We start from the raw sequence: 20,134 nt of genomic DNA on the forward strand, positions 1-20,134 counted from the left end.
TATTTTACCCTTGTTGGAGAGCGATAAGCTGTTGTGCATTTAATTTGTATCCCACCTTCCGCACCCTAAACTGTCACACAACGAAAAATGGTCGTTTGGGGATTTGAGATTGGCGATCGCCACCTAAGATTTAGAACATTTTGTATCAGAATTATCATAAAAGGTATTCAAAAATCCGAAATTACCGATTGTGACACTGGGGGGTGCGGAATGTGGGTTGTATAAATGATACAGGCAAGATGCCTGTGCTACAAGAGTTCAGAAATTTATGATTATACAATTTAGCTGCATCACAGCTTAACGAACCGCTGCTGCAAGCAGTTCGCTTACTAGGGAATATAAAGTTTTGTAAAGAATGGAAATTTTTGCGTAAAACTTTCAGACAGGGGAAGATACGAGAATAGATATCTTCACGGGAGAGTGCGGAGTGCGAGATGACAAATGATTTTCTAGGAAGAGACGACGATGCGCTCAACCAAGAACTACAACAGCTAGTTAATGAAGCCAAGCGATATCCGGCTGACAGTAAAAGTCCCACGGATAGAGCCAAAAGACGCATAGCTTTAAATAAGCTGATTAATGCTATTCGCGGTTCTGGGAAATTGAGCAAGCAAATTCAGTGGTGGGAATCACCAAACTATGAAGATTATTATCATGAAGCATTACAACTTACATTCATAGAAATTTGTCAAAAAATTGAACAATATAATCCTCAATATCCAGTGATGGCATGGGTAAATATAATTTTTTCCCGGCGAATTTCTGATGTGGGTAAAAAAGACCAAAAAAGAGGGATTACTCAACTTCCTAAGCATCAAAAAGTTACTCAAGTGCTGTCTTTAGATGAAATCAACAAAGATTTCCCAGTAGACAATGAAATATCTGAGCAACAACAGTTAAAGGAAATTATTGAGAATGATCCAGAGAATGTTTTAAAAAATGACTGTATTAAAGATCATCCCCAAGCTAATTTGCAAGCTATTCTGTTGTTGGTTTTAAATGGTAAGCAATGGCAAGAAATTTCTGAGGAATTAGAAGTACCACTTTCGACAGCTTCTAGTTTTTACCAGCGGCGGATGCGTAAAATTATTACTTATTTAAAGAAATATATATAGAAACTGCATTAACTGACTATAAAAATTTTGGAGATTGTCTCATGAATAGCATCACAGAACAACTAACTTTTAGCGTAGCTCTCTCTACAGAAGCTCATGGAATAGCTCAAGAATATAGCCAAGGTATTTCTAATCCTGATCAGCGGCAACAGGTTTATCTTAATACTTTAGCTGTGTATGCTGTAGATAATTATCTCCAGTGTATGGGATTTGAAACTGATTGCCAAGGAAGTGATAGTCATGACTTTTTAGTAATTCAATTGATGAATGTGGCTGATTTAAAAGTAAAAAATTTAGGTAAATTAGAATGTCGTCCAGTTTTACCAAAAGCAGAAGTATGTGAAATTCCGCCGGAGGTTTGGGAGGATAGAGTGGGTTATGTGGCTGTGCAGTTCAATTCTGATTTAAAAGAGGCGAAAATTTTAGGTTTTACACCTCAAGCTGAAGCAGAAGTTCCTCTGAATCAGTTGCAATCTTTGGAGAATTTTTTACTTTATCTGAGTGAATTAGAAATAGCTAAATCTCCAGAAGATGAAGATTTATCCAGCCTAATGAAAATTGGACAATGGTTAGATGGCTTTGTAGATGCAAGTTGGCAAACTATTGAGAATTTATTAAATCCGCAACAATTAGGATTAGCTTTTAAGAGTGCTGTGAGTATGACGCGGGGACAAAAAATTGATTTGGGAATGCACCTTGAGCAAATTTCTGTGGCATTATCTGTGGCATTAGTAGTAAAAATTGCTGCTAGTTCTGAAGGAGAAGTAGATATTTTAACTCAAGTATATCCAGTGGGAAATCATGTGTTACCTGAAGGAGTAAAATTAAATATTATTGATAATTTGGGAGAAAATGTTTTAGAGGTTATATCAAGAGATGAAGATAACTGGATTCAATTGGAGTTTAGTGCAGAGTTGGGGGAAAAGTTTCAGATTATGGTGGCTTATGGGGAGTCGCAGCAAACTAAAATGTTTGAGGTTTAAGAAAATACTGTTTCAGGAAACTGTTGGACATTTAACTTGCATATTCCTGACAACTAAATGACAAAATTGATTGAATTATCAATGGGTTGCTACTTTTATACTGTTTATTTATTTAGGGAGATTTGATCATGAAGAAAAGCATTGTCTTAGTTTGCTCATTAATGTTTTTGAATAGCCCATTATTTGCTATTAAAACTACTGCTAATTCTCTGCAAACAATTAATAATACCAGTTGTCAAATCAAAGCCGACAATGGTGAAACTGGAGAATATTCCCAAAAACAACTACAAACCATCGCCAAGAGAATTACAGTCAGAGTAATAGGTGATAATAACAGCGGTTCAGGAACACTACTCTCTAAACGAGGAAATACTTATTTAGTTTTAACTAATTCTCATATAATTAGAGGAGCTACCAAAATTTCTTTAACAACAGCAGATGGTAAAACCTATAATGCACAAACAGTTCCTAACACTAACTTTGATCAATTTGATTTAGCATTATTACAATTCCAAAGTAATGAAAATTACTGTTTACAAGAAGTAACTAATTTTGTTCCTTTTACAGAAATGGAAGTAATGGCGGCGGGATATTCTGCTACCAAAGGACAAATAGTATTTCGCACTGGTACAGTCCAAAAAATATCCCAAAGACCACTAAAAGAAGGCTATCAAATAGGTTATAATAGTGATATTGAACAAGGAATGAGTGGCGGTGCAATCATTAATTCCCGTGGACAAATCATAGGCATAAATGGTAGAAGTGCATACCCAATATTAAATACAGGTTATGTTTATCCAGATGGTTCACGTCCTAGCAATGCAGAAATACAAGCAATGCGAAAACTCAGTTGGGGAATACCAATCTCTACTGTTTTAGCACAAGTAAAACCCGAAATTATTACCGCCTATTCCTTACCTGTACCAAATATTTCCCAACCAGTACCAGAAGCAGCATTAACAGGATGGTTAGGAGAATTAGAACAAAAAGCCAAACAAATAACCGTGAGAATTGATAGTAGTAATAATAGCAATGGTTCAGGAGTAATTATTGCTAAAGAAGGAGATACTTATACTGTTTTAACTGCGGCTCATGTTTTCTGTGAAAGTGAAAATGAAACTAAATCCTGTGGACGTTTTAATTATTCAATTCTTGCCCCAGATGGTAAACAATATCCTGTAGAAAAAAGTAGTATTAAACTAGAATCAGGAGTAGATTTAGCAGTAGTTAAATTTAGAAGTCCAGCAACATATCAAATTGCCACCTTAGCAAATTACAACCCAAAAGATTATGAATATATCTTAACAGCAGGATATCCCAAATTAGGGCAAACATCACCTTGGCGGTTGACAATGGGGCAGATTTATAGCAAAGAACAAGGACTATTAGCAACTACCCAATCAGATTTTAGAAACAATAGTTCTGGGAACTCAGGAAATCTCAGTGCAAGTGTTAGTCAAAGTGCAGTTTCCTTAACCGGAGGATATGAATTAGTTTATAGCAGTATCACCTTTGGGGGTATGAGTGGGGGACCAGTATTAGATACCCAAGGAAGAGTAATTGGTATTCATGGACGTTCCGAGGGAGAAACAGCTATTGATGAAAAAACAGGTGATAGCGGTAGTAGTGGTGGTAAAGTACAAATAGGTAATAGTTTAGGTATTCCTATCAGTACGTTTTTAGCAATAGCAAACAAACTAGATACCCAAGGACAAAAAGTAGAAACCACCCCAGCACCAAAATTAAATGAACAAAAAGTTAACTCTATACAAACGGCAATATTATCAATAGATGTTTCTCAAAGGAAATACCACCGCCAGTCAATGGATAGAAAGAGGAAATCAACTGTGGCGTTTACGTCGTTATCAAGAAGCTATAGAGGCTTTTGATAGAGCAATTAATCTGAAACCAAAGTTTATTCATTTAGCGTATTATGGTAAGGGTTTAGCTTTAGGTGGTAAGAAAAAATATCAAGAAGCGGTAGTGGCATTGCAACAAGCAGTGAAAAGTCAACCTGATTTTGTTGCTGCTTGGAGTCGGCTAAGTGCAGTCTATATAAACTTACAGCAACCAAAGGAAGCCTTAGCAGCAATCAATAAAGCCATTGAACTTCAACCAAATAATCCTAATTTGTATAATGAGAAATGGGGTGCATTATATAATTTAAAAAGGTATGCAGAAGCAGAGGTAGCGATAAATGCAGCGATTAAACTCAGCCCCCGTTCGGCATTTTACAACAATCGCGGTAATGTTTACAAAGAGCAGAAAAAATGGGAATTAGCACTGGCAGATTATAACCAAGCTATCAAAATTAATCCTGATTTAGCTCTGGCTTACAGCAATCGCGGTCTTGTTTACTATGAGCAGAAAAAATGGGAATTAGCACTAGCAGATTTTAACCAAGCTATCAATATTAATCCTGATTTAGCTCTGGCTTACATGGGTCGAGGTCTTGTTTACTATGAGCAGAAAAAATGGGAATTAGCACTAGCAGATTTTAACCAAGCTATCAATATTAATCCTGATTTAGCTCTGGCTTACATGGGTCGAGGTCTTGTTTACGGTGAGCAGAAAAAATGGGAATTAGCACTGGCAGATTATAACCAAGCTATCAAAATTAATCCTGATTTAGCTCTGGCTTACATGGGTCGAGGTCTTGTTTACGGTAAGCAGAAAAAATGGGAATTAGCACTAGCAGATTTTAACCAAGCTATCAATATTAATCCTGATTTAGCTCTGGCTTACATGGGTCGCAGTCTTGTTTACGTTCAGCAGCAAAAATGGGAATTAGCACTGGCTGATTATAACCAAGCTCTCAAAATTAATCCTGATTTAGCTCTGGCTTACATGGGTCGCAGTCTTGTTTACGTTCAGCAGCAAAAATGGGAATTAGCACTGGCTGATTATAACCAAGCTCTCAAAATTAATCCTGATTATGCTGATGTTTACTACAATCGCGGTAATCTTTACCGTCAGCAGCAAAAATGGGAATTAGCACTGGCTGATTATAACCAAGCTATCAAAATTAATCCTGATTATGCTGTTGCCTACTACAATTCGCGGTCGTGTTTACGATGAGCAGAAAAAATGGGAATTAGCACTGGCAGATTATAACCAAGCTCTCAAAATTAATCCTGATTATGCTGTTGCCTACAACAATCGCGGTTTTCTTTACAAAGACCAGAAAAAATGGGAATTAGCACTGGCAGATTATAACCAAGCTATCAAAATTAATCCTGATTATGCTGCTGCCTACAACAATCGCGGTATTCTTTACAGAGAGCAGAAAAAATGGGAATTAGCACTGGCTGATTTTAACCAAGCTATCAATATTAATCCTGATTATGCTAATGCTTACATGGGTCGCGGTCTTGTTTACCGTGACCAGAAAAAATGGGAATTAGCACTGGCAGATTATAACCAAGCTCTCAAACTTAATCCTGATGATGCTCTGGCTTACAACAATCGCGGACTTCTTTACTATGAGCAGAAAAAATGGGAATTAGCACTGGCTAGATTATAACCAAGCTATCAAAATTAATCCTGATTATGCTGTTGCCTACTACAATCGCGGTCTTGTTTATTATCAACTTGGTGACAAACAAAAGGCAATTGAAAATCTCCAACAAGCAGCACAATTATTCCTGGTTCAAGGAAATATTGCTTTTTATCAACAAATTATGGATTTCTTAAAGCAGTTGTAGGTGTTTTATTGACAAATATCAACTTGATGAAAAGGAATCTTTGGGGTGAGAAAATGATTGCTGATAGTCAGAAATTGCTATCAACTCCGAAGATGAAAACCTTATGATCACAGTTGCGGTAATCTCAATCAAATATCAATACTGTTCGGTTAATATTTCAAAACCGCGAAGATCCCCCCAACCCCCCTTTTTAAGGGGGGCTTTAACCGTCTTTTACCCCCTTTTTAAGGGGGTCGCCGCAGGCGGGGGGATCTTAACCGAAAAGTATTGAGTATAGGAGTTAATTCTAGAAAGCTGTATAATAACAAGAAACTTGTTTATACAACAACTTCTTGAATTTGGTTGTTACCCCTGCAAATATCTGATTCTTTGTTATTCTTCTCATGTGCCTAACTACGAATTTTCTCAAGTTCTATAATAATTAGCTGTATTTGCTGATATCTTTTATATTCCTTGTTTTCTTGCAGTTTAATAGCTAATGTTTTGAACTTCTGGATTGCTGTCTGCACATCTCCTTTATTCAACGCTGCATAGGCTTGATTATTTAATTCTTCAATGGAATCAGGAGAAACAGTTGAAGAATTTACAGGATATTGTAGTTCTGGATCTCGTAAATCCACTATTCTATTCAAAGAGTTTATTTCAGACTGTAACTTATCAATAATCTTTAACAACTGTGTTAATTCTGAAAATTTCTTTGCTTTTAAAGAAGCCAAACTTTTTTGTAAATAAAGCGTGTTTGCTATTTGGAAATCTGCTATTTTCTGTTCGTTCTCTTCTTGTATTAACCCGCGCTGATGATAAGCTACTGCATATTGGGGGTTAATTGTAATTGCTTGAGTAAAATCTGCAATAGCTTTCTGTTTATATTCTTGAATTTTATCTTTTACTTCTACTGGACAAATAATTATATAATCATCTTTTTTCCTACAACCCGGTACAGTTCCATCAGGATTTAAAGGCTTTCCTTGGGCATATCTAGCATAAATTAAACCCCGTTGATAATATGCTTCTGCATTTTGCTGATTACGATTAATAGCTTGTGTAAAATCTAATATTGCCCCTTGATAATCTTGTTGATTTACCTTGATTTTACCTTCTAAAAGCCAGTTGTTTGATATTTGTATTGCTTGAGTTGGAGAAGCTTCAGCTTGGGAAAAATTCCCTCCAAATATTATCAGGGAACTGATTGTTAAACTTAGACAAGTGACGGGTAATTTTAAGGTAGACATAAGGTGATTGGTGATTGGTGATTGGTGATTGGTGATTGGTGATTGGTGATTGGTGATTGGTGATTGGTGATTGGTGATTGGTAATTGGTGATTGGTGATTGGTGATTGGTGATTGGTGATTGGTAATTGGTAATTGGTGATTGGTGATTGGTAATTGGTGATTGGTAATTGGTGATTGGTAATAAAATTCTAGTTTAAATCCTGTTAATCCTCAAATCCTGGAAATCCTGATTCAGACAATTCAAATCCTGTTAATCCTCAAATCCTGGAAATCCTGATTCAGACAATTTAAATCCTGTTAATCCTCAAATCCTGGAAATCCTGATTCAGACAATTTAAATCCTGTTAATCCTCAAATCCTGGAAATCCTGATTCAGACAATTCAAATCCTGTTCATCCTTAAATCCTGGAAATCCTGATTCAGACAATTTAAATCCTGTTCATCCTCAAATCCTGGAAATCCTGATTCAGACAATTCAAATCCTGTTAATCCTTAAATCCTGGAAATCCTTGTTTCTGTCTTTTCTTTTCCTGTTTTTCCTTTTTTCCTGGTTTTCCTGTTTCTGTCTTTTCTTTTCCTGTTTTTCCTTTTTTCCTGGTTTTCCTGATTCAGACAATTCAAATCCTGTTAATCCTTAAATCCTGGAAATCCTGATTCAGACAATTTACATAATTTATCCTCATTTTCACCCAAATTAGCATTTTCTTGTAAATATTCATGCAACCAATCACAACTACGTTTTTGTAAAGTATGAATATCCAAATCCCACAAAGTGATATGATTACTAATATCCACAGATGTTATCATCTTTCCATCAGCACTAAAATTAACTTCTAAAAGATCATTTTTACTTCCTTGCAGACTATAAATTAATTCTCCCTGCAAATTCCAAAAACTGATTTTATCCCCACTAGCTGAAACTAGAATTTTACTATCAGGACTAAAATCTACACTGTAAACACTTTGATGATGTTGTAAAGTATGTAATAATTTACCACTCTTTCTATCCCAAAGTTTGACTGTAGAATCAGCACTTCCAGTAGCTATGATTTTTCCATTATGACTAAAACTTACAGATGTAATATTATTCTCATGTCCAGAAAGAGTTTGCAATAATTTTCCTGTTAAATTCCACAGTTTTACAGTTTTATCTCCAGCAGTTGCTAAAGTCTGACCATCTCGACTAAAGTTAATATTTGTCAGTAATTTATCATTCGTCTGCCAGCTTTTTAATAAATTCCCTTGTAAGTCCCAAATTTTCACTTGTTGATCAACTCTACTAATGGTTGCAATTTTTTTACCATCAAAACTAAAACTAATATCTTGAATTGGCTGAAATATACTATATAATATACTATTATTATCTTGCAAATGTCCTTGCCAACTCTTGATTAGTTTACCATCAAGATGCCACAATTTAATTTGATGATCAACGCCAATGGTGATCAGATTTTTTCCTGTGGGATGAAATAATACTTTGATAATTTCTCCCTCATGGGCATAAAAACTTTTAACCAAACTTCCATCACGCTTTCGTAAGCTGATAATTCCCTGTTTATTACTTACTGCAATAGTATTTTTATCAGGACTGAAACTTACACTATTACCAGAAAAACTAGGTAAAATACCTTGCAAATGCCACAATTTAATTGTGCTGTCAGCACTAGCAGAAACTATGGTTTTGCCATCTGGACTAAAACTAGCTTCTGATGCTTTACCTCCATGTCCTAAAAAGGTGTAAATTGGAAATTGGGGATGAGATTTTAAATCTTTTTTTAATTTTAAATTATTGGGAATCATCCAAACTTTAACTGTATCATCAGCACTAGCAGAAACTATGGTTTTGCTATCTGGACTAAAATTCACATCTAAAACTTGATTATTATGACCTTCAAAAGTATGTAATAATTGTCCATTTATATCCCACAGTTTCACAGTTTTATCTTTACTCGCAGAGGCTAAAGTATTACCATCTGGACTAAATTTTACAGCCAAAACTTCATCATTATGACCTGGTAATGTTTTTAATTCCTTACCTTCAAGATGCCAAAGTTTGACAGTTTTATCAGCACTTGCAGTAGCAATAGTTTTTCCATCTGGACTGAAATTTACACTCCATATTTTTTGTTGGTGAGCGTTAATTGTTTTCATCAGTTGTCCATTTAATGCCCAGAGTTTTATTTCTCCTTTACTGTTAGCAGTTGCTAAAATTTTACTATCTGGACTGAGAGATATTGCCAATAATCCATCTTTTTCTATTAACCTAAAATTAGGTTGATTTGTAAATAAATTTGTAAATAAATTTGTCAATAAATTTGTGTTAGAATCATAACGCCAAAAACTAATAGTGTTATCAAAACTAGCAGCAATCAAAAGTTTATTATCTGGACTAAAAATAACACTGAAAACTCTATCTTTATGACCTGATAAAGTTTGTTGTAACTTTCCATCTCGTCGCCAAATTTTGATGGTATTATCTTCACTCCCTGAAGCTAAAAGCTGACCATCTGGGCTAAATTTAACCGTGGAAATCTCACCTTTATGCCCTTGTAAACGATTGTATTCTCGAATTTGGTTGATATTCTCCAAAGTGGCCGCAGATAAACTTAACTGAGTTTGAGAATCTAAGAAGTTTAAAAAGTTTAACTGCTGTAAATTTTTGATAACTTTCAGTGTGGGGATAAAAGCTTCAATTTCATTCCCTGATTTTAACAATACTTGTGCAGATAAATTCAAGGCTTTGAGTTCATTAATTTGTGATTTTTGCCGTTGCCATAAAGCCACACCAGCTAATAGTAATACTCCTAATAAACCACCACTTAAAGCCATAATAATTCGATTTTTAGCCGCATTCTGAGCTTGACTTTCTTTCTTTTGTAGTTCTAAACTTTGAAGGATAAAATTTTGCTCATTGGCACTAATTTGATTTTCCCGTTGTCTTAACCATTCCTGGGCATCAATTAAAGATTTACCCCGCAATAATGCTCCCGTATCTTGTTGATGATTTTCCCATTGTCGCATTACTGATCTTAATTGTTCTTGCCATCGGCGAAAATCTCCATCTGTTTGCATCCATTGTTTTAATCTGCGCCAATTGCGAATTAATGCCTCATGAATAATTTCTACTGTTTCAATTTTTGTTAGTTTATTAATGTCTGTAACTACTAATCTGGCATTTGCTAACTGTGTAACTAAATTCCAGTTTTCTGCCCCCACTTCTCCACGAGTAGCTAAACGCCGAATATCTGTATTATATTCTCCTGGCTGTACTAATTGAATAAATATTTGTTGTACTTTTTGTTGATCGGCTGCACTCAATTGAGCATAAATTGATTCAGCATGATTCGCCAGTGCAGTTTCGATAGTGCCAATTTCCGTGTATGCTTGATGAGTTAGCCATCCTTGCTGTTGCCGTTGCCACAACTGAGTTAAAGTAAATTCCAGTAGGGGTAAATGGCTAGGAGAATTAAGCACCACATCAATGAGACGTTGAGTTAATCCTGGTTCTAATTGTACATTGAGACTAAGAGCAGGTTGTGAAATGGCACTTTCTAATTCTAAGGCATTCATGGGACCTAAATTAACCTGAGCATCCTGCAAAGCATTACTCAAAGGACGGTAAGATAAAGCTTCACCAAAAAAGTCTGCTCGTAGGGTTAACACCAAGGTAAAACCAGGAACATTACTAACTGCATTCAAGAGATTATCTAAAAATATTTTCCGTTCTGCGGTATCCTGACAAAGAGTATAAAGTTCTTCAAATTGGTCAGCAATTAAGATAATATGTGATTTGGGTGAAATGCTAATCAGCGATTCTAGGAAATTAGATAAAGTGCTGTTACTCTGTTTTAACTGTACTTCTATTTCTAATTCTTGCAATCTGGAATGAGGAACAATATCTTTTTTAGTGCCTAACTCTCGATAAAGTGCGATCGCTAATGATTCTAACGGATTATTCCCCGGACGAAAAGACACAAATTGCCAATGTTGACTTTTATCGCGTTTTAATTGGGGAATTAAACCCGCAAACACCACAGAAGATTTACCGCTTCCTGAAGCCCCAACCACTGCTACAAAATGCTTTGTTTTCACTGCCGTAAGTAACTGTTGCGTTACCATTTCTCGCCCATAAAAATAAGCTGCATCTTGTTCTTGAAAAGCCGCTAAACCCCTGTAAGGACAACTAGCTACAGCCCCCATACTCTGCCAAGTGGGAGGCGTTGCTAACAAATTTTGGACAATTACAGGCAACCAACTAGCACAAGGATATTCTGTTTCTAAACCTTGTAATTTTTTGCGGGCAATATTCACAGATTGATAGAAAGATTTTCTACTGGTAAACTGTTGAATAAAGTCTTTTAAAAATTGATGAGCTACCTTATCTGGTACAGGTTCACGCATCACAATTATTTGGGGAATATGCAAACTTTCTAATTCAGTAGCAATTCCTAAACCATCACAGGAGTTAAAAAAAGCTAACTGTAAACCTTTGCTGACAGCGGTTTGCAGTCCATACCGCAATTCATCCATTGTTAAACTATCAGTGCGGTTGAGAAATATTCTGCCTTTTGTTGACTCTGTACGACTATGGCCAGAAAAGAAAATCAGATCCCAACCGGTATCATCCCAAAGATATTTATTCAGTTCTGAAGGTGAAGGTTCAACTAAAACAATGATTTCCGCTGATTGACAATATTGTTGCAGTAATTTTTCATCTTCAGCAACATTAATTCCTTCACTATTACCCAGAATAATTAAAATGCGGATATGGGAACGGGTACTTTTTTTAAACCGTTGGGAAGAAAGAGAACTAAAAGCCACTTCTGCATGAGGATAATAATTAAATAAATCCCATAAATGCCAAGGTAATTTTCGCAGTTGAGTTTCATGAGTACGAATAATTATTCGCACTTCATCAGTAGTATTTAATTGTGTTAAACATAATTCTTTTATCTGGCGAAATGACTCTGCTTGTAACCAAGTAATAAATTGCTGTTTGAGAATGTCTGTATGAGTGCGACATTCCATTTTCAGAGATTGAAACCTGACATTAGTAATTTGGTCTTTTTTAGGTTTAATGCGATATCCATCCAGACTGCGATAAGTGTTAGACCAATCTTGATAAATATCAGGTAGGGTGGGAAGGGGAGGTAGTTTAAATGCGTTGTCACTTAGCTCAATATCGGGAAGCGAACCATCTTCACCAATTTCTAAACTAGCACGAAAGCCTTCATGGAAATTACCATCCAGCTTGAGGATAACTAATTTGTTCATAATCTTACCACTCTTCTCCCTGCACAACACTTCTATGAAGATTTCGACTCCCTTGGCAATATTTTATGCGAGTGGCGGAGATTGTTACAAAAGTTTATCCTATTAGAGTAGAATTTGAGGTTAGTGAAAGCTTTAAGAATTTGTCTGAATCAGGATTTCCAGGATTTAAGGATTTGCAGGATGTAGTTGTTTGTGTTTTTGATGGGATTTTTGAGATTATTTTTTACTGAGGATTTAGTAGGGGTTTAGCAATGCTCATTGGTGTCAATTTAAGGTAAAATCCATAGCCCGACTGGGAATGAATTCCCAGTCTAATAGCAAAAGTCATCTAAGAGGTTGTTTGAAAAGTATTAGATGAAACCGATAATCTCTAGAAACCTAACCCCCCTTCCCCCCTTCCCTACAAGGGAATGGGGGTTTCAAAGCCTCTCCCCGCGTCGGGGAGAGGTTTGGAGAGGGGTTTATTTATACATTAAAAACTTTTAAAACATCCTCTAAAGATGACTAAAAGAAATAGACAATTTTGGAAATTATTTTAGTTTACTTTAGTAAACTTTAGCTATGAGCCTGGAAATTCATTTCCAGGCGGGCGTGGAAGCCAACAAATAAGCCATTTTTAGTTTAATTTGACACCAATGAAGCTCTTGCTTTACCCTGACCAATATTGCTAAACTTGATATTGTGCTAACCAAGCTTCTAAATCACTTAAACTTGAAAAATCAAGCAAAGCCTCAGCTAAATCTTCTAACTGTTCTGATTCCATAGCTTCAAGTTTCAATAATTGTGCAGGTGGAACAGTTCCGACTTGATGACGGAGTAGTCGTGTCACAATTGCTAAAGCTTTTTCCTGTTGGATATCCTGATAAATTACAGACTCGCGCATAGCATCACTCCGTAATAACCTTTTAATCAGTTTCTTGTTTAATACTAACCCAGCTAATATGGCGGTTGACGCAGCAACATTACTTTGGATTTGGGTATCGTTTATTTGCTCAATAGCTTCTGCAACCTGTTGTAATATTAGCGTTTTATCCTCAGTTTGACTGAGACGTTATCAAACATAGACAGGTATTATATCAGTCATGTTTCAACTAAGAGAATTATCAAAAATTTTTTAACATAATTTTAGATAACAAAATCCTGTAAATCCTTAAATCCTGGAAATCCTGATTCAGACAATTCAAATCCTGTAAATCCTTAAATCCTGGAAATCCTGATTCAGACAATTCAAATCCTGTAAATCCTTAAATCCTGGATATCCTGATTCAGACAATTTCTTTTCCTGTTTTTCCTTTTTTCCTGGTTTTCCTGTTTCTGTCTTTTCTTTTCCTGTTTTTCCTTTTTTCCTGGTTTTCCTGTTTCTGTCTTTTCAAATCCTGTAAATCCTTAAATCCTGGAAATCCTGATTCAGACAATTTAAATCCTGTAAATCCTTAAATCCTGGACATCCTGATTCAGACAATTAAATCAGACAATTAAATCCCCGACTTGTTCAAAAAAATCGGGGAGATGAGATGTATATTAAGATTACCGCAACTGTGATCATAAGGTTTTCATCTTCGGAGTTGATAGCAATTTTTGACTATCAGCAATTATTTTCTCACCCCAAAGATTCTCTTTCATCAAGTTGATATTTGTCAAGAAAACACCTACAACTGCCTTAATAAATCCATAGCTAGTTGATATTGTAGTAGGCAACAGTTCCTTGAGCCTGGATTAATTGTGCTAGCTTGGTTAGAAGCAGCCAGTGCTCAATTCCCTTTTGTTGCTGCTCACCAAGTTGATAATAGATTACAAGACTGCGACCGCATGTAAGCATCAGCATAATCAGGATTAATTTTGAGAGCTTGGTTATAATCAGCCAGTGCTAATTCCCATTTTTGCTGCTCATACGTAAACAAGTCCGCGACCCTTGTAAGCCAGAGCTATCATCAGGATTAAGTTTGAGAGCTTGGTTATAATCTGCCAGTGCTAATTCCCATTTTTGCTGCTGCACGGTAAACAAGACCGCGACCCATGTAAGCCAGTAGCTATAATCAGGATTAATATTGATAGCTTGGTTAAAATCTGCCAGTGCTAATTCCCATTTTTTCTGCTCTACCGTAAACAAGACCGCGACCCTTGTAGGCCAGCAGCTATAATCAGGATTAATTTTGATAGCTTGGTTATAATCTGCCAGTGCTAATTCCCATTTTTTCTGCTCTCCGTAAACAAGACCGCGACCCTTGTAGGCCACAGCTATAATCAGGATTAATTTTGAGAGCTTGGTTATAATCTGCCAGTGCTAATTCCCATTTTTTCTGCTCATCGTAAACACGACCGCGGCCCTTGTAGTAGCCAGCAGCTATAATCAGGATTAATTTTGATAGCTTGGTTAAAATCTGCCAGTGCTAATTCCCATTTTTTCTGCTCATCGTAAACAAGACCGCGATTGCTGTAAGCCAGAGCTAAATCAGGATTAATTTTGATAGCTTGGGTATAATCTGCCAGTGCTAATTCCCATTTTTTCTGCTCATCGTAAACACGACCGCGATTGCTGTAAAATGCTGAACGGGGGCTGAGTTTAATCGCTGCATTTATCGCTACCTCTGCTTCTGCATACCTTTTTAAATCAGATAATACAAGGAATTTCTCATTATACAAATTAGGATTATTTGGTTGAAGTTCAATGGCTTTATTGATTGCTGCTAAGGCTTCATTTCCTTGCTTTAATTCTCTATAGACTGCACTTAGCCGACTCCAAGCAGCAACAAAATCAGGTTTATTTTTCACTGCTTGTTGCAATAGAGCTACCGCTTCTTGATATTTTCCATTCCACCATAAAGCCAAACCCTTGCCATAATAAGCTAAGTGAATAAAGGCTGGTTTTAACTGAATCGCTCTATCAAAAGCCTCTATAGCTTCTTGATAACGACGTAAACGCCACAGTTGATTTCCTCTTTCTATCCATTGACTGGCGGTAGTATTTCCTTTGTGAAACATCTATTGATAATATTGCCGTTTGTATAGAGTTAACTTTTTGTTCATTTAATTTTGGTGCTGGGGTGGTTTCTACTTTTTGTCCTTGGGTATCTAGTTTGTTTGCTATTGCTAAAAACGTACTGATAGGAATACCTAAACTATTACCTATTTGTACTTTACCACCACTACTACCGCTATCACCTGTTTTTTCATCAATAGCTGTTTCTCCCTCGGAACGTCCATGAATACCAATTACTCTTCCTTGGGTATCTAATACTGGTCCCCCACTCATACCCCCAAAGGTGATACTGCTATAAACTAATTCATATCCTCCGGTTAAGGAAACTGCACTTTGACTAACACTTGCACTGAGATTTCCTGAGTTCCCAGAACTATTGTTTCTAAAATCTGATTGGGTAGTTGCTAATAGTCCTTGTTCTTTGCTATAAATCTGCCCCATTGTCAACCGCCAAGGTGATGTTTGCCCTAATTTGGGATATCCTGCTGTTAAGATATATTCATAATCTTTTGGGTTGTAATTTGCTAAGGTGGCAATTTGATATGTTGCTGGACTTCTAAATTTAACTACTGCTAAATCTACTCCTGATTCTAGTTTAATACTACTTTTTTCTACAGGATATTGTTTACCATCTGGGGCAAGAATTGAATAATTAAAACGTCCACAGGATTTAGTTTCATTTTCACTTTCACAGAAAACATGAGCCGCAGTTAAAACAGTATAAGTATCTCCTTCTTTAGCAATAATTACTCCTGAACCATTGCTATTATTACTACTATCAATTCTCACGGTTATTTGTTTGGCTTTTTGTTCTAATTCTCCTAACCATCCTGTTAATGCTGCTTCTGGTACTGGTTGGGAAATATTTGGTACAGGTAAGGAATAGGCGGTAATAATTTCGGGTTTTACTTGTGCTAAAACAGTAGAGATTGGTATTCCCCAACTGAGTTTTCGCATTGCTTGTATTTCTGCATTGCTAGGACGTGAACCATCTGGATAAACATAACCTGTATTTAATATTGGGTATGCACTTCTACCATTTATGCCTATGATTTGTCCACGGGAATTAATGATTGCACCGCCACTCATTCCTTGTTCAATATCACTATTATAACCTATTTGATAGCCTTCTTTTAGTGGTCTTTGGGATATTTTTTGGACTGTACCAGTGCTAAATACTATTTGTCCTTTGGTAGCAGAATATCCCGCCGCCATTACTTCCATTTCTGTAAAAGGAACAAAATTAGTTACTTCTTGTAAACAGTAATTTTCATTGCTTTGGAATTGTAATAATGCTAAATCAAATTTATCAAAGTTAGGGTTAGGAACTGTTTGTGCATTATAGGTTTTACCATCTGCTGTTGTTAAAGAAATTTTGGTAGTTCCTCTAATTATATGAGAATTAGTTAAAACTAGATAAGTATTTCCTCGTTTGGATAGGAGTGTTCCTGAACCGCTGTTATTATCACCTATTACTCTGACTGTAATTCTCTTGGCGATGGTTTGTAGTTGTTTTTGGGAATATTCTCCAGTTTCACCATTATCGGCTTTGATTTGACAACTGGTATTATTAATTGCTGCTAGGGAGATAGAATTAGATGAAGTTTTAATACTCAAAGTGGAAACTAATAAAAATGCTAAAGAGAAAATGCTGACTGTTTTGGTATTCATGTTCATAATGGGAAATTTGTTAATTATCAAGAAAGGACGTATTGAGGGTTTCTAATTTTTGTTGTTCTACTGGTTTTCTTGTTCAATAGTGGGTAATTTAAGAGGTTGTTTGAAAACTTTTTTGTGTGGTATTCATCACCTATCGATCCCCCTATATCCCCCTTAAAAAGGGGGACTTTGACTCTAATTCCCCCCTTAATAAGGTGGGTTAGGGGGGATCTGAGAGTTTTTGATACATCATGAGAGAATTTTCAAACATCCTCTAATGCGGTAAATTTGATGAATTTCCAAGATCATTTAAACCACCTTTAAAAAGGGGGACTTTAACTCTAATTCCCCCCTTAATAAGGGGGGTTAGGGGGGATCTGAGAGTTTTGGATACATCATGAGAGAATTTTCAAACATCCTCTAATGCGGTAAATTTGATGAATTTCCAAGATCATTTAAACCACTCTCCCAAAAACGTAATTATTTACCCGGAATTAAGGGAGATTTATTGAAAAAATCTTTCACACTTACATACAACTGGTCATTTGAATTTTGGAAAATTATCCCTCCACTTTTACCTTCAGCAATATCCATTAACTTTTGTATTACGTCCTCAGCATCACTCCCTGTTCTTAAAGTAAATAGTTGATTACTAGGATTGCAAGTTTCTCCTTGATTAAGAACACCACAGATAACAGGATATCCTTTAATTTTCCCAGTAGACAGAAAATTCAAACGACCTTGTTCATAAAACTCTTGGAATTTTTGCGAGACTTTTTGACAGCGTTCTGCTGGAGTCCAGCCACCTTTATTAAAGTATTCAGATTTCCAGCCAATAAAATACACATGACCTTTTCTTTCAGGAATCCAAGCAACTGTAGTCGGAATGCTCTCACCACTTGCTGCATCAAACATTGACTGACAAAGGAAAGTGACTTGATTTGATTGCAATTCAGCAGCAGTTGATTGGCTAAAATTGGCAGGTAGACTAATAGTTGCTAAAGATGTGAAAGCAGCTAGTCCTAAAGTGATGAAAAATGATTGTTGTCGCATAATATTGTTGTTGAGATTGATAAATTAAAAAATCATTAGTTGAAGGTAATGGATCACATATTTGATAAATTGTTAGATTATCAAATAGTGCTTTTTTCTGTAACCGTTAAAAAACTGACTTCTGTTCATTGAAAAATCCTTTTTTAGCAAAATATACCCACTATTTAAGGTTTAGCTGTTACCTGTAAACTGTAATTTCCAGTTTCTCCTCGTTGTTGAGAAGTGGCAACTATTAAATAAACCCCATCTTCTGGTAATGTCATATCTATTTGAGCATTAAAATCACCAGCCCCTCTATCATCGTTTTCGGCTATTTTGTTAAAACTTTTACCTTCAGAAGATTCGCTCACTTGATATAAACTCAAAAGTGAATTAATTTTCTGACTTGTCATCTCAATTACTACCTGTTGACCGGCTCGACCCTGAAATTGATATAAATTCACAAAGCTACCATTTTCAGAAGCAATACCATCCTCTGGATTTAAATTGCCATTAATTATCTGACCGTTAAGTGAGATACTGGCAATAGCAGGTTTTGTGGATCTCTCAAATAGGGTAGAGACAGAAGAGATATCTTTTTTTCTGGCAGCAGTAATAAAAGATTGCACTTGAGCAACAGGAATAGCAAAATTCATCCCACTATTTAATCTTCCAGGTCCGACAATTCCTGCTGTATTTACCCCAATCACTTGACCTTTGCTATTAAGAAGTGGTCCCCCAGAATTACCTCCTTGTATCACTGCATCATGTTGAATTTCTCCAGTCCTGGAATCAATACGAGTAATGTTTCCTTGGGTAAAAGTGTCTTTGAAATCTGCATCCAGAGGAGTACCAAGAGTGAAAATGCGATCGCCTACTTTTGCAGATCCAGCCGCAGCTAAATCAAGTGTCCGCAAGTTTTTCTGATTATGGATTTTCAGCATTGCCAAATCTAATCCATTTTTACCAAAACCCAATACATCAGCCGCGACTTTCTTCCCATCAGAAAAAACAACAGTCACTACACTGGGGAAATCTTTTGGATTATACTCTTCTACTTCTTTTTGGTTTCTTGGTGGTGGTTTAATGACATGAGCATTGGTGATAATTAATCCATCTTTACTGATAATAAAACCACTGCCATGACCTTGACCTGTTTGAACCGTCACCACAGCCGGACTTGATTTTTGATAAACTTGGCGGGCAATCTGTTCCTGGGATGTTTGTGCTAGTACAAGGTTAGAGTACAGTGCTTTTTGCCCCCTGAAGGATAGCTGCTTTTCAAAGCTATTCACCCCAAGAACGGTAAATATAGTGCATATTACACTTGCACTTTGTAAGAATCTTTTGTTCATCATCGTTTGATACACAATTTTGATACACAATTCGGATAAAGTTAATATTTCAACCTGGAAAAACCAACGCTATCAAGCTTCTTAATGCAGAATATCAGTAAATAAATGACAGGTGACAGGTGACAGGTGCTACGCCACGGTGACAGTTTCAAGAGTTGGATAGGAACGATTTTTCCTTTGAGTAGGAATTACAGCAGTTTTCGGTATTCTGAGTTACAGATGTTAATGATAAAACCCTTGTGGAACAGGCATCCTGCCTGTTAACCTTGTACCTCATTGACCTCGAAACTGCTGTAAATGCAAGGTTTTTAAGTTTCCACCCCGTAAAAGCTTGCACTTTTTTAACTTCCAGCAGGCTAAGACCCTTTACCTGTAATCTTTTCATGTTTATTCAGCAAGCCCTATATACAGCTTTATTCAATAGACTGTGTTTGCTCATTCTTCCATTTCCTCCAATCAATATGCCAACTACTTGTCTGCTCCTGTTTGGTTTTCTTTCACAGCTTGTAGTTTTTACGCAGATACTCAAATTTGTTACAAAACTTCATTTATTGACATCGGATCACCCAAACTCTTGTCTATCCCGTCTTGTGGTGTGGGCATCTTGCCCGCTTACACGAATCAATGATTTTTGTGCAGATTGTCTTTGCAGTGTCAAGTCTTGTGGTGTAGGCATCTTGCCCGCTTACACAAATTAAATTCCCCCTTTTCAAGGGGATAATGGGGGATCTCGAATACGTAAATTTCGTTAACCGAACAATAACCGAACAATATTGGTGGGCAATCTCGCGACGACTAC

At 36.3% G+C, this 20,134-nt stretch carries 16 protein-coding genes; 6 read left to right on the forward strand and 10 right to left on the reverse strand.

Annotated features, from left to right (window positions below; all coding sequences use genetic code 11):
• Window positions 1-434: 434 nt before the first annotated feature.
• The 6 genes from K2F26_RS15725 to K2F26_RS24865 all read left to right on the forward strand — a co-directional run bounded on the left by K2F26_RS15725 (window position 435) and on the right by K2F26_RS24865 (window position 5,802).
• Window positions 435-1,115 carry a sigma-70 RNA polymerase sigma factor region 4 domain-containing protein gene (locus K2F26_RS15725; protein WP_220608582.1) on the forward strand — a complete coding sequence of 227 codons (681 nt, stop codon included), beginning with the start codon at window positions 435-437 and terminating at the stop codon, window positions 1,113-1,115.
• 41 nt (window positions 1,116-1,156) lie between these two features.
• The gene (locus tag K2F26_RS15730; RefSeq protein WP_194054375.1) at window positions 1,157-2,098 is read left to right on the forward strand and encodes a DUF1822 family protein; all 942 of its coding nucleotides are present in this window, start codon (window positions 1,157-1,159) and stop codon (window positions 2,096-2,098) included.
• 128 nt (window positions 2,099-2,226) lie between these two features.
• The gene (locus K2F26_RS24855) at window positions 2,227-3,987 is read left to right on the forward strand and encodes a S1 family peptidase (protein ID WP_246605381.1); all 1,761 of its coding nucleotides are present in this window, start codon (window positions 2,227-2,229) and stop codon (window positions 3,985-3,987) included.
• Window positions 3,890-5,176 (forward strand): tetratricopeptide repeat protein, encoded by a 1,287-nt coding sequence (locus K2F26_RS24860; protein WP_246605382.1) that lies wholly within the window; start codon window positions 3,890-3,892, stop codon window positions 5,174-5,176. Before K2F26_RS24855 ends, K2F26_RS24860 begins: the two co-directional genes overlap by 98 nt.
• A complete protein-coding gene (locus K2F26_RS15740; protein ID WP_246605383.1) occupies window positions 5,136-5,621 on the forward strand; it encodes a tetratricopeptide repeat protein in 486 nt (161 codons plus the stop codon). The genes K2F26_RS24860 and K2F26_RS15740 overlap by 41 nt, the downstream gene beginning before the upstream one ends.
• Before the next feature lie 13 nt (window positions 5,622-5,634).
• On the forward strand, window positions 5,635-5,802 hold the full coding sequence (locus K2F26_RS24865) for a tetratricopeptide repeat protein (protein ID WP_246605612.1): 168 nt from the start codon (window positions 5,635-5,637) through the stop codon (window positions 5,800-5,802).
• A 389-nt stretch (window positions 5,803-6,191) separates the two neighbouring features.
• On the opposite strand, the gene K2F26_RS15745 is transcribed toward K2F26_RS24865, so the two are convergent.
• The 10 genes from K2F26_RS15745 to K2F26_RS15785 form a co-directional block, all read right to left on the reverse strand.
• Window positions 6,192-7,034, reverse strand: coding sequence for a tetratricopeptide repeat protein (locus K2F26_RS15745; RefSeq protein WP_220608583.1), 843 nt, complete (start codon window positions 7,032-7,034; stop codon window positions 6,192-6,194).
• Window positions 7,035-7,662: 628 nt separating this feature from the next.
• Window positions 7,663-12,309: an nSTAND1 domain-containing NTPase gene (locus K2F26_RS15750; RefSeq protein WP_220608584.1), complete on the reverse strand. Its 4,647-nt coding sequence runs from the start codon at window positions 12,307-12,309 to the stop codon at window positions 7,663-7,665.
• A 667-nt stretch (window positions 12,310-12,976) separates the two neighbouring features.
• Window positions 12,977-13,192, reverse strand: a complete 216-nt coding sequence (locus tag K2F26_RS24870) for a DUF4351 domain-containing protein (protein WP_228020712.1) — start codon at window positions 13,190-13,192, stop codon at window positions 12,977-12,979.
• 889 nt (window positions 13,193-14,081) lie between these two features.
• On the reverse strand, window positions 14,082-14,210 hold the full coding sequence (locus K2F26_RS25360) for a tetratricopeptide repeat protein (protein ID WP_220608585.1): 129 nt from the start codon (window positions 14,208-14,210) through the stop codon (window positions 14,082-14,084).
• Window positions 14,177-14,545: a tetratricopeptide repeat protein gene (locus tag K2F26_RS15765; RefSeq protein WP_220608586.1), complete on the reverse strand. Its 369-nt coding sequence runs from the start codon at window positions 14,543-14,545 to the stop codon at window positions 14,177-14,179. Before K2F26_RS15765 ends, K2F26_RS25360 begins: the two co-directional genes overlap by 34 nt.
• On the reverse strand, window positions 14,475-14,690 hold the full coding sequence (locus K2F26_RS15770; protein ID WP_220611902.1) for a tetratricopeptide repeat protein: 216 nt from the start codon (window positions 14,688-14,690) through the stop codon (window positions 14,475-14,477). The genes K2F26_RS15765 and K2F26_RS15770 overlap by 71 nt, the downstream gene beginning before the upstream one ends.
• Window positions 14,614-15,291, reverse strand: coding sequence for a tetratricopeptide repeat protein (locus K2F26_RS24875; protein ID WP_246605384.1), 678 nt, complete (start codon window positions 15,289-15,291; stop codon window positions 14,614-14,616). The genes K2F26_RS15770 and K2F26_RS24875 overlap by 77 nt, the downstream gene beginning before the upstream one ends.
• Window positions 15,194-16,966: a S1 family peptidase gene (locus K2F26_RS15775; protein WP_246605385.1), complete on the reverse strand. Its 1,773-nt coding sequence runs from the start codon at window positions 16,964-16,966 to the stop codon at window positions 15,194-15,196. The genes K2F26_RS24875 and K2F26_RS15775 overlap by 98 nt, the downstream gene beginning before the upstream one ends.
• Window positions 16,967-17,428: 462 nt before the next feature.
• Complete coding sequence (locus K2F26_RS15780; RefSeq protein WP_220608587.1) at window positions 17,429-18,001, reverse strand: COP23 domain-containing protein; 573 nt, start codon at window positions 17,999-18,001, stop codon at window positions 17,429-17,431.
• A 164-nt stretch (window positions 18,002-18,165) separates the two neighbouring features.
• Window positions 18,166-19,338: a S1C family serine protease gene (locus tag K2F26_RS15785; protein ID WP_220608588.1), complete on the reverse strand. Its 1,173-nt coding sequence runs from the start codon at window positions 19,336-19,338 to the stop codon at window positions 18,166-18,168.
• Window positions 19,339-20,134: the final 796 nt, after the last annotated feature.

It is taken from the genome of Sphaerospermopsis torques-reginae ITEP-024 (assembly GCF_019598945.1).
In the GTDB taxonomy this organism is placed as follows: domain Bacteria; phylum Cyanobacteriota; class Cyanobacteriia; order Cyanobacteriales; family Nostocaceae; genus Sphaerospermopsis.

What these genes read in the sequence shown, in the direction of transcription:
- K2F26_RS24860 (WP_246605382.1), top strand. Translation starts at nt 3,890, where the DNA reads ATGTTTCTCAAAGGAAATACCACCGCCAGTCAATGGATAGAAAGAGGA.
- K2F26_RS15785 (WP_220608588.1), bottom strand. Translation starts at nt 19,338, where the DNA reads ATGATGAACAAAAGATTCTTACAAAGTGCAAGTGTAATATGCACTATA.
- K2F26_RS15775 (WP_246605385.1), bottom strand. Translation starts at nt 16,966, where the DNA reads ATGAACATGAATACCAAAACAGTCAGCATTTTCTCTTTAGCATTTTTA.
- K2F26_RS15725 (WP_220608582.1), top strand. Translation starts at nt 435, where the DNA reads ATGACAAATGATTTTCTAGGAAGAGACGACGATGCGCTCAACCAAGAA.
- K2F26_RS15780 (WP_220608587.1), bottom strand. Translation starts at nt 18,001, where the DNA reads ATGCGACAACAATCATTTTTCATCACTTTAGGACTAGCTGCTTTCACA.
- K2F26_RS15745 (WP_220608583.1), bottom strand. Translation starts at nt 7,034, where the DNA reads ATGTCTACCTTAAAATTACCCGTCACTTGTCTAAGTTTAACAATCAGT.
- K2F26_RS15750 (WP_220608584.1), bottom strand. Translation starts at nt 12,309, where the DNA reads ATGAACAAATTAGTTATCCTCAAGCTGGATGGTAATTTCCATGAAGGC.
- K2F26_RS15740 (WP_246605383.1), top strand. Translation starts at nt 5,136, where the DNA reads ATGCTGTTGCCTACTACAATTCGCGGTCGTGTTTACGATGAGCAGAAA.
- K2F26_RS15730 (WP_194054375.1), top strand. Translation starts at nt 1,157, where the DNA reads ATGAATAGCATCACAGAACAACTAACTTTTAGCGTAGCTCTCTCTACA.
- K2F26_RS24875 (WP_246605384.1), bottom strand. Translation starts at nt 15,291, where the DNA reads ATGTTTCACAAAGGAAATACTACCGCCAGTCAATGGATAGAAAGAGGA.
- K2F26_RS24870 (WP_228020712.1), bottom strand. Translation starts at nt 13,192, where the DNA reads ATGCGCGAGTCTGTAATTTATCAGGATATCCAACAGGAAAAAGCTTTA.
- K2F26_RS24855 (WP_246605381.1), top strand. Translation starts at nt 2,227, where the DNA reads ATGAAGAAAAGCATTGTCTTAGTTTGCTCATTAATGTTTTTGAATAGC.